This is a genomic window from Streptomyces sp. AC555_RSS877 (assembly GCF_019049245.1).
GTDB lineage: Bacteria > Actinomycetota > Actinomycetes > Streptomycetales > Streptomycetaceae > Streptomyces.
On the sequence record NZ_JAGMUK010000004.1, the window covers coordinates 43225 to 56434 of the forward strand.

General features: G+C 68.3%; 13 protein-coding genes. 9 read left to right on the forward strand and 4 right to left on the reverse strand.

The window, feature by feature from the left end; all coding sequences use genetic code 11:
* Positions 1-2 precede the first annotated feature (2 nt).
* From KUM49_RS02710 to KUM49_RS02735, 6 genes are all read left to right on the forward strand, one after another.
* Positions 3-800 (forward strand): type III pantothenate kinase, encoded by a 798-nt coding sequence (locus KUM49_RS02710; RefSeq protein WP_217235022.1) that lies wholly within the window; start codon positions 3-5, stop codon positions 798-800.
* A gap of 205 nt (positions 801-1005) precedes the next feature.
* Positions 1006-1719 (forward strand): hypothetical protein, encoded by a 714-nt coding sequence (locus tag KUM49_RS02715; protein ID WP_217235057.1) that lies wholly within the window; start codon positions 1006-1008, stop codon positions 1717-1719.
* Between the two features lie 66 nt (positions 1720-1785).
* Complete coding sequence (locus KUM49_RS02720) at positions 1786-1971, forward strand: hypothetical protein (RefSeq protein ID WP_217235023.1); 186 nt, start codon at positions 1786-1788, stop codon at positions 1969-1971.
* A 138-nt stretch (positions 1972-2109) separates the two neighbouring features.
* Positions 2110-2541, forward strand: coding sequence for a BlaI/MecI/CopY family transcriptional regulator (locus KUM49_RS02725; RefSeq protein ID WP_217235024.1), 432 nt, complete (start codon positions 2110-2112; stop codon positions 2539-2541).
* A 9-nt stretch (positions 2542-2550) separates the two neighbouring features.
* Positions 2551-3111: an amino-acid N-acetyltransferase gene (locus KUM49_RS02730; RefSeq protein ID WP_217235025.1), complete on the forward strand. Its 561-nt coding sequence runs from the start codon at positions 2551-2553 to the stop codon at positions 3109-3111.
* Between the two features lie 273 nt (positions 3112-3384).
* Complete coding sequence (locus tag KUM49_RS02735) at positions 3385-3720, forward strand: Lsr2 family protein (protein ID WP_217235026.1); 336 nt, start codon at positions 3385-3387, stop codon at positions 3718-3720.
* 16 nt (positions 3721-3736) lie between these two features.
* Here KUM49_RS02735 and KUM49_RS02740 read toward each other — a convergent pair whose 3' ends face one another.
* Positions 3737-4414, reverse strand: coding sequence for an SCO3374 family protein (locus tag KUM49_RS02740; protein WP_217235027.1), 678 nt, complete (start codon positions 4412-4414; stop codon positions 3737-3739).
* A gap of 430 nt (positions 4415-4844) precedes the next feature.
* On the opposite strand from KUM49_RS02740, the gene KUM49_RS02745 reads away from it, so the two are divergent.
* Positions 4845-7370 carry an ATP-dependent Clp protease ATP-binding subunit gene (locus tag KUM49_RS02745; RefSeq protein ID WP_217235028.1) on the forward strand — a complete coding sequence of 842 codons (2526 nt, stop codon included), beginning with the start codon at positions 4845-4847 and terminating at the stop codon, positions 7368-7370.
* A 173-nt stretch (positions 7371-7543) separates the two neighbouring features.
* Here KUM49_RS02745 and KUM49_RS02750 read toward each other — a convergent pair whose 3' ends face one another.
* Positions 7544-8188 carry an HAD family acid phosphatase gene (locus KUM49_RS02750; RefSeq protein ID WP_217235029.1) on the reverse strand — a complete coding sequence of 215 codons (645 nt, stop codon included), beginning with the start codon at positions 8186-8188 and terminating at the stop codon, positions 7544-7546.
* 459 nt (positions 8189-8647) lie between these two features.
* On the opposite strand from KUM49_RS02750, the gene KUM49_RS02755 reads away from it, so the two are divergent.
* Positions 8648-9253: a M23 family metallopeptidase gene (locus KUM49_RS02755; protein WP_217235030.1), complete on the forward strand. Its 606-nt coding sequence runs from the start codon at positions 8648-8650 to the stop codon at positions 9251-9253.
* Between the two features lie 27 nt (positions 9254-9280).
* Here the strand turns inward: KUM49_RS02755 and KUM49_RS02760 are convergent, their stop codons facing one another.
* Complete coding sequence (locus KUM49_RS02760; protein ID WP_217235031.1) at positions 9281-9889, reverse strand: TetR/AcrR family transcriptional regulator; 609 nt, start codon at positions 9887-9889, stop codon at positions 9281-9283.
* 135 nt (positions 9890-10024) lie between these two features.
* On the opposite strand from KUM49_RS02760, the gene KUM49_RS02765 reads away from it, so the two are divergent.
* The gene (locus KUM49_RS02765; RefSeq protein ID WP_217235032.1) at positions 10025-11608 is read left to right on the forward strand and encodes an MDR family MFS transporter; all 1584 of its coding nucleotides are present in this window, start codon (positions 10025-10027) and stop codon (positions 11606-11608) included.
* 86 nt (positions 11609-11694) lie between these two features.
* On the opposite strand, the gene cseC is transcribed toward KUM49_RS02765, so the two are convergent.
* Positions 11695-13191, reverse strand: a complete 1497-nt coding sequence (gene cseC, locus KUM49_RS02770; RefSeq protein WP_374200123.1) for a two-component system sensor histidine kinase CseC — start codon at positions 13189-13191, stop codon at positions 11695-11697.
* Positions 13192-13210: the final 19 nt, after the last annotated feature.

Below are 13210 nucleotides of genomic sequence, written 5' to 3' on the forward strand. Positions count from 1 at the left end.
CGATGCTCCTCACGATCGACGTAGGCAACACGCACACGGTTCTGGGTCTGTTCGACGGCGAGGACATCGTCGAACACTGGCGGATCTCGACGGACGCGCGCCGGACGGCGGACGAGCTGGCGGTCCTCCTCCAGGGCCTGATGGGCATGCACCCCCTCCTCGGGGACGAACTGGGCGACGGCATCGACGGCATCGCGATCTGCGCGACGGTTCCGTCCGTCCTGCACGAGCTGCGCGAGGTGACGCGGCGGTACTACGGCGACGTGCCGGCCGTGCTGGTCGAGCCGGGCGTCAAGACCGGCGTACCGATCCTGACCGACAACCCCAAGGAGGTCGGCGCGGACCGGATCATCAACGCGGTCGCCGCGGTCGAGCTGTACGGGGGTCCCGCGATCGTCGTGGACTTCGGTACGGCCACGACCTTCGACGCGGTCTCCGCGCGCGGGGAGTACGTCGGCGGTGTCATCGCACCCGGTATCGAGATCTCCGTCGAGGCGTTGGGGGTCAAGGGGGCGCAGCTCCGGAAGATCGAGGTGGCCCGGCCGCGGAGCGTCATCGGCAAGAACACCGTCGAGGCCATGCAGGCGGGGATCATCTACGGGTTTGCGGGCCAGGTGGACGGAGTGGTGAGCCGCATGGCCCGGGAGCTCGCCGAGGATCCCGAGGACGTCACGGTGATCGCCACCGGGGGACTGGCGCCGATGGTGCTGGGTGAGTCTTCCGTGATCGACGAGCACGAGCCGTGGCTGACGTTGATCGGGTTGCGCCTGGTGTACGAGCGGAACGTGTCCCGCATGTGAGCGGCGGCGTGGGGGCCGGCGCCAGGTGTTCCCACCCCGCCGCCCCTGCCCGTACCCGGTCGTGCGGGCGCGGCGGCGGCGAGGCCGGGAGCCGGGCGCGTCCGCCCGGGTGGCTCGTGCGCCACACCCGGCTGACTTATGTCGAATTTGTCTGATTAGCGCGTATCGTCGCCGCATGCCCACGCCATACGGATCCCGCGGCGGCATGGCGTTCGGTGTGGAGGAGCTGCGTGTGCTCCGCCGCGCTCTCGCCCTCGCCCTGCACCCCACGCCCGCCTCGGCCGAGGACGTTCAGGAATGCCTCCGCCTCGCCGAGTCCCTCGACGAGGCGACGCGCGAGGGCGCCCGGCTGCGTGCCTTCCTGGTGGCCGACCTCGCCCGCTACCGCGCCGCCCTGCCCGGCACAGCCGCCGGCTACCTCACACTCCTGGAGGAGGCGCTGAGCGCCGGGTACCGCCCGGAACCCGACGACCTGGCCGCGCTCCGCGCCCTGCGGGGCAACCCGGTCGCGGCCACCCTCCTGCACCGCTGCCAGACCCTGGCCGAGCAGGACGTACGGGCCCGCCTGGCCCGCCGCGGAGGACGCACAGTGGTTTGGTCCACCCCGATGGTGCCCGCCTCCCGTACCCGTCTTCTGGCGCTGCCAGGGGGGCTCTCCGCGGCTCCCGAGGGCCCCGCCGCGAGCCGGGATGCCCGGCCTCTCGGTGGCGGTCTCGCCAAGGAACCCGCCCCCGGTCCCGTCAAGAAGCCCGCACAGAAGCCGGGTGAACGGCCCGCACAGCCCGAGCGACCCGCTCCCAAGCCGGCGGTGCCCGACGCTCCCAAGCCCGCGCGGCCCATTCCCACCCCCGGCGAGGTCTTCCCCCGCCGCAAGCCGTCGCCACCGCCCGCCGACTCGCAGCAGCGTGCCGCCGGCTGAAGCGTTCCGGCCCGATTCGCCCCACCCCGGCCCGGCCGTCATCCGGCCCGTGGCTACTCTGGACGTATGGACTACGTCTCCGCGCTCGTGCCCCCGGTCGTCATGGCCGTGTTCTTCATCGGTTTGATCCGGGTGATCGTGAAGACCCAGGGTGGCGCCAACAAGGCCAAGGAGGACGCGGCCGTGGACGCCGCCCTCGCGCGCGTGGAGGGTGACCGCCAGGCCTCCGCCTCCGCCAGGACCGAGGCCTGAGAGCACCGCTCTCACCGGCGTACGGCTCGTGGATTCCTCGAGCTGTACGCCCTTTTTGTGTTGTTTGTCGATGAAAGCGCACGTCCCTCATGCCAATGCCGGGAATTCCCACTATTGTGCTGAGCTGTGCCTCGCCCATTGGGAGAACTCGAAGACGCGGTCATGACGCGGGTGTGGAAGTGGAACCGCCCGGTCACCGTTCGAGAAGTCCTGGAAGACCTTCAGCAGGAACGGTCCATCGCCTACACCACGGTGATGACCGTTTTGGACAATCTCCATCAGAAGGGCTGGGTGCGCCGTGAGGCGGAAGGCCGGGCCTATCGATATGAGGCGGTCTCCACCCGGGCCGCCTACGCCGCCGCGTTGATGAACGACGCCTGGTCGCAGAGCGACAACCCCGCCGCCGCTCTCGTCGCCTTCTTCGGGATGATGAGCGAGGAACAGCGGCTCGCCCTCAGGGACGCCGTCCGGATCGTGGAGGGACCGGAAACGCCCGAAGCCGCTCCGCCGGCCGCCACGCATACTGCCGAGGAGAACCCCGGCTCGGCAGCGGAGGGCGACGGGCGATAGCGTCCGCACATGTCAGCAGAGAGCTCAGCGGAGAGTGCCTCGGCGGAGAGTCCCGAAGTCACCGCAAAAGCCATCACCGTCCGGCGGGCCCGTACCGGCGATGTCCAGGCCGTACGACGCCTCCTTGACGCGTACGTCCGCGGCGGCATCCTGCTCGACAAAGCGATGGTCACGCTTTACGAGGACATCCAGGAGTTCTGGGTCGCCGAACGGGACGACAACGCCGAGGTCGTCGGCTGTGGCGCCCTGCATGTGATGTGGGAAGACCTCGCGGAAGTGCGCACTCTCGCCGTGAAGCCCGGACTGAAGGGCGCCGGTGTCGGACATCAGTTGCTGGAGAAGTTGCTGCACACCGCGCGCTGGCTCGGCGTTCGCCGCGTTTTTTGTCTGACCTTCGAAGTGGACTTCTTCGGCAAGCACGGCTTCGTCGAGATCGGTGAGACGCCCGTTGACACCGATGTCTACGCGGAGCTCCTGCGTTCCTATGACGAAGGCGTGGCAGAGTTCCTCGGTCTCGAACGGGTGAAACCGAACACCTTGGGCAACAGCCGGATGCTTCTGCATCTGTGATCGACTGGCGGGACAAGCCCCCAAGGGACGTCAAGACAAGGGTCCGCAAGGGAGCCCTATTCCGGCCGGACTCGCCCTGCCCAGGTTCCCTATGTCCGAAACGCGCATGTTTCCGGACTGGAGCGGGCCCGTCAGTCTCTGCCGGGGGTTTGTGTTTTTCCGGCAAAAGCGGTTTGCTTTCCGACGTACTGCAGTACTGCATATAACAGGGGACGGCGAAACGGCGGACGCCGCGACCCCCGACCCAGAAGTTTTTGGATGAAAGGAAATCCGGTGGCACAGAAGGTTCAGGTCCTTCTTGTCGATGACATCGACGGCGGCGAGGCGGACGAGACCGTCACGTTCGCGCTGGACGGCAAGACGTACGAGATCGATCTCACGACCGCCAATGCGGACAAGCTGCGTGGTCTTCTCGACCCTTACGTGAAGGGCGGTCGTCGTACCGGAGGCCGTACTTCGGGTGGGCGTGGAAAGGCACGTGCCGCTTCCGGTGGCAGCCAGGACACCGCGCAGATTCGCGCGTGGGCCAAGGAGAACGGTTACGAGGTCAATGACCGCGGCCGCGTTCCGGCGACGATTCGCAAGGCATACGAGGACGCCAACGGCTGATCACGGCCTACGGCACTTACGAGCGGGCGAGCTGCCCGGCGCATGCGCGTCGCAGCCGCAGGCGGTGGCACTGTGCTGCCATGGTGTCCACCACTCGTGCGAGATCGGGGGCGCCCCCTCCGCCCCCCACGGCCGACAACGTCGGCAGCGAGGCCTCGACCTCGTACCCGGGCTCGGGGGGCCGCAGCCATACGGCGGCCCCCTGCACGGCTCCCGAGCAGCGCCGGCCCGGCGGCAGCGGCGCGTCCATCACGCCGCCTTCGCCGATCGCCGTGAGGTCGAGCGTCAGCGCTCCCCACTCCAGCCAGGCCAGGACTCCGGGCAGTTCCTCCGTGCTGCCCGCAGCCACCAGCAGCCGCATCCGGTCACCCTGAAGGGCCACCGGAGAGCCCGGCGACAGGTGGCGAAGCGCCGCGTGACCCGCCTCGGCCGGCACCTCGAGGACGTCGAAACGCAGGCCCACGGACAGCCGTACCGGAGCCCCTGGCGTCCGTAGTGGAGCGCCTGGCGTCCGTAGCGGAACCCCTGGCGTTCCGAGGACCCCGTTTCCGGGGGATCCGGGGTGTGCGGGCACTGTCGGCCAGCCCAGTTCGTTCTCGTACCACCGGCGGACCTGATCGCTCGAATCGAGCGGCTGTCGGGGGCGGGGGACCGTGGTGAGTTCGGTGGTGACCGGGGGGAGGGTGCCAACCATGCCAAGTGCAACCGTCGAAAGAGCCCGCGAGTTACGCTGAGTGTGCTGGAGATTGCGCAGAGTGCCGGAAAAAGTGACCTGTAGGGGCGCGGGGAGGAACAAGGTTGTTCGCCCATAGCGGAGGGAATCAGGGCGCGCGGCATGGAGTGTCAGTCCCAGCGGGTAAGACTTCCCTAGTGGGAGGGGGCGACACGCAGGACAGGCCGTCTCACGTTCGCCATCGGCGTACTGATGGTAGGGGTAACTGCTTGGCCTGCGGGAACATCGTCTCGCACCATCAGGTTGGAGCAGATGTCGGCGTTCGGGGTCAGGAGGCCAAGGACGGTGTCGGCAGTTGGAATGAGCGGTCCCCGCTTGCGGGACTAAGCTGCGGAAGGACAGGGAGGGGAAGTTCCCCCCACTGCCTGACCGCTCTGAGGAGCGATTAACGATGTTCGAGAGGTTCACCGACCGCGCGCGGCGGGTTGTCGTCCTGGCTCAGGAAGAAGCCCGGATGCTCAACCACAACTACATCGGCACCGAGCACATCCTCCTGGGCCTGATCCACGAGGGTGAGGGTGTCGCCGCCAAGGCCCTTGAGAGCCTCGGGATTTCGCTCGAGGCGGTCCGCCAGCAGGTGGAGGAGATCATCGGGCAGGGGCAGCAGGCCCCGTCCGGGCACATCCCCTTCACCCCCCGTGCCAAGAAGGTCCTGGAGCTGTCGCTCCGCGAGGCTCTTCAGCTGGGCCACAACTACATCGGCACGGAGCACATCCTGCTCGGCCTGATCCGTGAGGGCGAGGGCGTCGCCGCCCAGGTCCTGGTCAAGCTGGGCGCAGATCTCAACCGGGTGCGGCAGCAGGTCATCCAGCTGCTCTCCGGATACCAGGGCAAGGAGACCGCCGCCGCCGGCGGGCCTGCCGAGGGCACGCCCTCGACGTCCCTGGTCCTCGACCAGTTCGGCCGGAACCTCACCCAGGCCGCTCGTGAGTCCAAGCTCGACCCGGTCATCGGGCGCGAGAAGGAGATCGAGCGGGTCATGCAGGTGCTGTCCCGCCGCACCAAGAACAACCCGGTCCTGATCGGTGAGCCCGGCGTCGGCAAGACCGCCGTCGTCGAGGGCCTCGCCCAGGCCATCGTCAAGGGCGAGGTGCCCGAGACCCTCAAGGACAAGCACCTCTACACCCTGGACCTCGGCGCGCTGGTCGCCGGCTCCCGCTACCGCGGTGACTTCGAAGAGCGCCTGAAGAAGGTCCTCAAGGAGATCCGCACCCGCGGCGACATCATTCTGTTCATCGACGAGCTGCACACGCTGGTCGGTGCGGGTGCCGCCGAGGGCGCCATCGACGCCGCTTCGATCCTGAAGCCGATGCTGGCCCGCGGTGAGCTGCAGACCATCGGTGCGACGACGCTGGACGAGTACCGCAAGCACCTGGAGAAGGACGCGGCTCTCGAGCGCCGCTTCCAGCCCATCCAGGTCGCGGAGCCGTCCCTGCCGCACACCATCGAGATCCTCAAGGGTCTGCGCGACCGGTACGAGGCGCACCACCGCGTCTCCATCACGGACGAGGCGCTGGTCCAGGCCGCCACGCTGGCCGACCGGTACATCTCGGACCGCTTCCTGCCGGACAAGGCGATCGACCTGATCGACGAGGCCGGTTCCCGGATGCGTATCCGCCGGATGACCGCGCCGCCGGACCTGCGCGAGTTCGACGAGAAGATCGCCGGCGTCCGCCGCGACAAGGAGTCCGCGATCGACTCGCAGGACTTCGAGAAGGCCGCTTCTCTCCGCGACAAGGAGAAGCAGCTGCTCGCCGCGAAGGCCAAGCGCGAGAAGGAGTGGAAGGCCGGCGACATGGACGTCGTCGCCGAGGTCGACGGCGAGCTGATCGCCGAGGTCCTCGCGACCGCCACCGGCATCCCGGTCTTCAAGCTGACCGAGGAGGAGTCCTCGCGTCTGCTGCGCATGGAGGACGAGCTCCACAAGCGGGTCATCGGCCAGGTCGACGCCGTCAAGGCGCTGTCCAAGGCGATCCGTCGTACGCGTGCCGGTCTGAAGGACCCGAAGCGTCCCGGTGGTTCGTTCATCTTCGCCGGCCCGTCCGGTGTCGGTAAGACCGAGCTGTCCAAGGCGCTCGCCGAGTTCCTCTTCGGTGACGAGGACGCGCTGATCTCCCTCGACATGTCGGAGTTCAGCGAGAAGCACACAGTGTCGCGCCTGTTCGGTTCGCCTCCCGGATACGTGGGCTACGAAGAGGGCGGCCAGCTGACCGAGAAGGTCCGCCGCAAGCCGTTCTCCGTCGTCCTCTTCGACGAGGTCGAGAAGGCCCACCCGGACATCTTCAACTCGCTGCTGCAGATCCTGGAGGACGGTCGCCTGACCGACTCCCAGGGCCGGGTCGTCGACTTCAAGAACACGGTCATCATCATGACGACCAACCTCGGCACCCGGGACATCTCCAAGGGCTTCAACCTGGGCTTCGCGGCCTCGGGCGACAAGAAGTCCAACTACGAGCGCATGAAGAACAAGGTCTCGGACGAGCTCAAGCAGCACTTCCGCCCCGAGTTCCTCAACCGCGTCGACGACGTCGTCGTCTTCCCGCAGCTGACGCAGGCGGACATCCTGCGGATCGTCGACCTGATGATCGGCAAGGTCGACGAGCGCCTGAAGGACCGGGACATGGGCATCGAGCTCTCCCAGTCCGCCAAGGAGCTGCTGTCCAAGAAGGGTTACGACCCGGTGCTGGGTGCGCGTCCGCTGCGTCGCACCATCCAGCGCGAGATCGAGGACTCGCTGTCGGAGAAGATCCTCTTCGGCGAGCTGCGTCCCGGTCACATCGTGGTCGTGGACACCGAGGGCGAGGGCGAGACCGCCACCTTCACCTTCCGGGGTGAGGAGAAGTCGGCACTGCCGGACGTTCCGCCGATCGAGCAGGCGGCCGGTGGGGCAGGTCCCAACCTGAGCAAGGACGCGTAAGCGTCACGTACGAGAGGGGCCGCCCCGGGACTTCGGTTCCGGGGCGGCCCCTTTTTTCGGCTCCAGCGCCGACCCAGCACCGCTTCAGTGCCGCTTCAGTGCCGCTTCAGCGCGGCGTCAGCGCCGGTCGAGGGTGCGGCTGGGGTCAGTCAGCCGGGATCAGTCGGCGGGTGTCAGGACAGCTGGCCTTCGTAGTCCGGCAGCTTGTACGTCTTCTCGGCGTGGCCGCCCGACAGGTCGGTGGCGTTGTTGCCGATGTTCGCGATGATCGTGTAGCCCTTGGACTCGATGTCGACGCGCTGGGCGGTCTTGTAGGCGGCGACGTCCTTGAAGAGGTCGACGAAGCTGCGGACGTAGAGGCCGGAGACCTCGTAGCCGACGTGCTCCAGGTTGTAGTCGGTCAGCGAGTAGATGATCCCGGGCCGGGCCGTCACGAAGAACAGGGCGACGCCGTGGTCCTGGGCGTACTCGGCGACGTCCAGGACCGGCTGGTTGGCCGGCGAGGGGTAGCTGAAGCCGAAGTCGGTCTCCAGGGTGGTGTTGTCGATGTCGAAGACGATCGCCTGCTTCTCGCCCGGCTTCGTGTTCGCTATCCGCTGCTTCAGGTAGGGCAGGGCCTGGCCCATCAGGGCCTGGCAGTCCTGCTGCCAGGTCGCGTAGTCGACGTCGGCGGCGGCGGCGGTGGCCGTGGCCGTGGCGGTCGTGGAGGTGCTGGTGGTCGTCGTCGCGGCCTCGGCGGGGACGGCCAGCGCCACGAGGGCGGCTGCTGAGACGGCGGTGACGGCTGCGCGGCGAGCCCAGGGGCGTCGTCGTGTCATGTGGGGGTTCCTCTCACGTCCGGACGTTCTGCAGTTGTCGGGTGCATGCTCGTGGGTGAGGGTGGCGCGAGGGGAACCGTAGGGTTACTGGGTGGTAAGTAGCCAGAGACGTGCGTCACATGGGGCGGGAATTCAAAGATCGGGGTTCTCGCGGCCCGGTGACATGCCGCACAGGCGATTTGTCCGTTACTACGCGGAATAGTGGAAGTCGCCAGGTGGGCAAAAGGGACTTTAGGTCGGAACTGTCTCCATGATTTGCCGCCATAGGTGGGATGGTGACCGATTCATTCCGCATGGGGGTTCTGTCAAGAAGAAGGGAGTTTTGTGGGCAGGTACTACCTTTAGTCGTAGATCACAGGTTTGGGAGTCCGTGGGGCCCCGGGTTACCAAGGGATGGCCCACCCGGCAGCTGCCTGTGCGCCGGGTGGCTCCTCTGTCCCCGTCCCCATGAGGTTTTCGATGTCCCAGCGTGTCTCGTCCCGTTCTTCCCGTACGTCCGTGCTCCGCACCCGTGCGGCCGTGCTGGCCACCGGCCTTGGAGTGTCGGTTGTGCTGGGGGCCGGAGTCGCGGCCGCCGCCGACACCGGCACGGCCACGGTCGCCGCCGCCAAGACCGCCACCAAGTCCGTCGCCGCCGCGAAGGCCGCTTCCTGGGTCGACCCGGTGACGAAGTACCGGCTGTCCGCGAGCTTCGCCCAGTCCGGCGGCATGTGGCAGTCCACCCACAGCGGGCAGGACTTCGCCGTGGCGACCGGCACCAAGGTCCTCGCCACGCACGGCGGCACGGTCGTCAAGGCGGGCGGCAACGGCGCCGGCGACGGCCCCGCGTACGGCAACGCCGTCGTCATCAAGCACGGCAACGGGACGTACTCCCAGTACGCCCACCTCTCGCGCATCGACGTGAGGATCGGTCAGGTAGTCAAGACCGGTCAGCGCATCGCCCTGTCCGGCAGCACCGGCAACTCCAGCGGTCCGCACCTGCACTTCGAGATCCGCACGACCGCGAACTACGGGTCGGCCATCGACCCGGTCGCCTTCCTGCGCGCCAAGGGCGTGAAGGTCTGAGACGGTCCAAGGCGGTCTCAGGCCGGTCTAAGACCTCCCCGAGGACCCGCCGGTGCCCTGATGGGCCTGGGTCACCAGGCCCGTCGCCACCTCCAGGACCGCCTTGCGCTTGGCCTCCGGGTCGCCTTCGAGGTCCTGGAGGACGAACATCCCGGCGTGCATCGTGAAGATCGCGCTGACGCAGCGGACCTGGTCGACCAGGTCCGCCGACGGGTCGATGAGGATGTCGCGCATGCCGAGCATGCGGGTCTTGAAGGTCTCGCCGATGCGCAACTCGCGTACGGTCGCCTGGTTCTCCTGCATGAAGCGGAACAGGGGCGCGGCGCCGTCCAGGGCGTCGCTGTAGCGCCGTACGATCTCCTGCTTCGTCTCCAGGGTGTGCGGCTGGCCCTTGCCCCACTCGATGAGGTCCTCGATGGGCTTCGCCAGATCCTCGAAGATGCTGACGAGGATCTCTTCCTTGGTCTTGAAGTGGTAGTAGAGCGCCGCCTTGGTGACGTCCAGGCGTTCGGCGATCTCGCGCAGCGAGGTCTTCTCGTAGCCCTGTTCGGCGAAGAGTTCGAGGGCGATGTCCTGGATGCGCTGGCGGGTGTTCCCGCGGCGCCGCTGCCTGGTGCCGTCCATGGTGCCGCCCATCGTCGCACTCCTCGCGCTTTCCCAAAAACTTACTTGACGCCCGGCTAGTTGCGGGTCTAATTTCCGAGTGTAGTCAACTAGCCGGTCGGCAAGTAAGTGGTCGGCCGAGGCAGTACCCAGGGGAGTGGGAGCACGATGGCGGACGCGCAGACGGTCGGGACCGAACCCGAGAAGCAACCGCGGAGCGTGCGGGTCGTCCTGCTCGCGCTCATGATCACGATGATGCTCGCGATGCTCGACAACATGATCATCGGCACCGCGATGCCGACGATCGTCGGCGAGCTCGGCGGACTCGAACACCTTTCCTGGGTCGTCACCGCCTACACGCTCGCGACCGCCGCCTCCACCCCGCTGTGGGGCAAGCTCGGCGACATGTACGGGCGCAAGGGCGTCTTCATGAGCTCGATCGTGCTCTTCCTCATCGGATCCGCGCTCAGCGGCATGGCCCAGGACATGGGACAGCTGATCGGCTTCCGTGCCGTGCAGGGTCTCGGCGCGGGCGGTCTGATGGTCGGCGTCATGGCGATCATCGGTGACCTGATTCCGCCGCGGGAGCGCGGCAAGTACCAGGGCATGATGGCCGGCGTCATGGCGCTCGCGATGATCGGCGGCCCGCTGGTCGGCGGCACCATCACGGACAACTGGGGCTGGCGCTGGTCCTTCTACATCAACCTGCCGCTCGGTGTGATCGCGCTCGCCGCGATCAGCGTCGTCCTGCAACTGCCGAAGAAGCGGTCGCAGGCACGGATCGACTACCTGGGCGCCGGGCTGCTGACCGTCGGCATCACCGCCATCGTGCTCGTCACCACCTGGGGCGGCTCGCAGTACGCCTGGACGTCCGCGCGGATCATGGAGCTCATCGGGATAGGCGTCGCCTCCCTCATCGGGTTCGTGTTCTGGCAGACCAAGGCCGCCGAGCCGGTCGTGCCGCTGCACATCTTCCGCAGCCTCAACTTCACCCTGATGTCGGTCATCGGCTTCATCACCGGCTTCGTGATGTTCGGCGCGACCCTCTTCCTGCCGCTGTACCAGCAGTCCGTTCAGGGTGCCTCCGCGACCAACTCCGGGCTGCTGCTCCTGCCGATGCTCGGCGCGATGCTCGTCACCTCGATGGTCGCGGGACGGGTCACCACGAACACCGGCAGGTACAAGGTCTTTCCGATCGTCGGCAGCGTCCTGATGGTCGTCGGGCTGTACCTGCTCTCCCTGATGGACACGGACACCTCGCGGATCACCTCCGGTGTGTACATGGCCGTCGTCGGTCTCGGTATGGGCTGCCTGATGCAGATCACCATGCTGGTCGCGCAGAACAGCGTGGAGATGAAGGACATGGGCGTCGCGTCCTCCTCCACGACCCTCTTCCGTACGCTCGGCTCCTCGTTCGGCGTCGCGATCATGGGCGCGCTGTTCAACAACCGCGTCCAGCACGTCATGTCCGAGCGGGCCGGTGCGCTGGGCTCCAAGGTGACCGAGCAGTCCGCGCAGTTGGACGCGGCGAGCCTGGCGAAGCTGCCGGAGGCGGCGCGCGAGGCGTACCAGCACGCGGTGTCGGCCGGCACGCACTCGGCGTTCCTGCTGGGGGCCGCGGTGGCGTTGGTCGCGATGGTGGCGTCGTGGTTCGTGAAGGAGGTTCCGCTGAAGGGCGCGGGACCGCAGAAGGAGCAGAAGGGTTCGACCGAGGAGAACGCGGCGCAGCCGCCGGTGTCCGAGATCGTCTGACCCGGGTCCGGACCCGGACCCGAAGCGAAGGCCTCCCGGCGGTGTCCGCCCGGGGGCCTTCTTCGTGCGCGCGTGCCCGGCTCAGCTCACTTCCCGGATGCCTTCCCCGATGCCTTGCCCGATGCCTTCCCCGATGCCTTCCCCGATGTCGGCATCATCGGATAGCTCCCGGTGGCCGTCGGCGCGTGCTCCGGGAGCCACAGCACCGCCACCGCCCCCTCCGCCGGTACCTCCTCCGGCGCGCCCGCCGGCCGTACGTTGCGGAAGGTCAGGCGGGCGCCGAGCACCCGCGCCTGCCCGGCCGCGATGGTCAGGCCCAGGCCGTGGCCGTGGCCGGACCGGTCGGTGCTGCCGGTGCGGAAGCGGCTCGGGCCGTCGGCGAGGAGGTCCTCGGGGAAACCGGGGCCGTGGTCTCGGACCCGGATGACCCGGCCCTCGACGGTGACCTGGATCGGCGGCCTGCCGTGCCGGGCGGCGTTGGCGAGCAGGTTGAACAGCACGCGCTCCAGGCGTCGCGGGTCGGTCGTGACCTCGGACTCGTGCACCACCCGGACCTCGACCGCGGGGTCCTTCGCCGCCACCCGCCGGCCGACGAACTCGCCCAGCATGATGTCCTGCAGCTCGGCCCGCTCAGAGGCCCCGTCGAGGCGAGCCACCTCCAGCACGTCCTCGACGAGCGTGCGCATGGCCTTGGCCCGGTCGAGGACCAGTTCCGTGGGGCGGCCCGGCGGCAGCAGTTCGGCGGCCGTCAGCAGCCCGGTCACCGGTGTGCGCAGCTCGTGCGCGATGTCCGCGGTGACCCGGCGCTCCGCCTCCAGCCGCTGCTGCAACGCGTCCGCCATCGCGTCCACCGCGCTGGCCAGATCGTCGGTCTCGTCCCGTACGACCCCGCCGATGGCGTCCCGCACCCGCACGTTCGACTCGCCGCCCGCGACCTGGTTCGCCGCGGCGGCCGCCTTGCGCAGCCGGCGCGACAGCTGCCCGCCGATGAGCACGCCGAGCGCGCTGCCGCCGAGGACGACCGCGATGGAGCCGATCACCAGGGCCTGGTCGAGGTCGTTGAGGATGTCCGTGCTGCGGTCGGTGAACCCGGTGTGCAGCGACAGCACATGGCCGCCCTTGACCGGCACGGCAGCCCAGATGTCCGGCACCCCGTCCGGCCGGTCGGAGACGTAGGTGGCCCGGCGTCCCTGCTCGACCTTCTCCCGCAGTGCCGTCGGCAGCTCCGGGTCGTCGATCTTGATGTTGGGGAAGTTGGGCCGCTGGGCCACCTCGTAGTTGCGCTGTGCGATCTGGACGCGCTCGTCTGCGAGGTCACGCGCGTTGTCCAGCATCGAGACCCGGGCCGCGTTGTGCACGACGAGGCTGAGCGTGATCGCCACCAGCGCTCCGACCAGCGCGATGGCCGCGCTCAGCTTCCATCTGAGTCCCGTGCGCATGCCCGGAAGGGCGATGCGCGAGCCGGGGAGGCCGCTCCGGGCGCCTGGAGTGCCGATACGGGCGTCCGGGAACCCGGCACGCGTGCCGGCCGCCGTGCGTATGCCCGTGCGCTCCGGGACCGGGCGCCGAAGATTCCCCCGCATAACCCGATACCCCTACCTG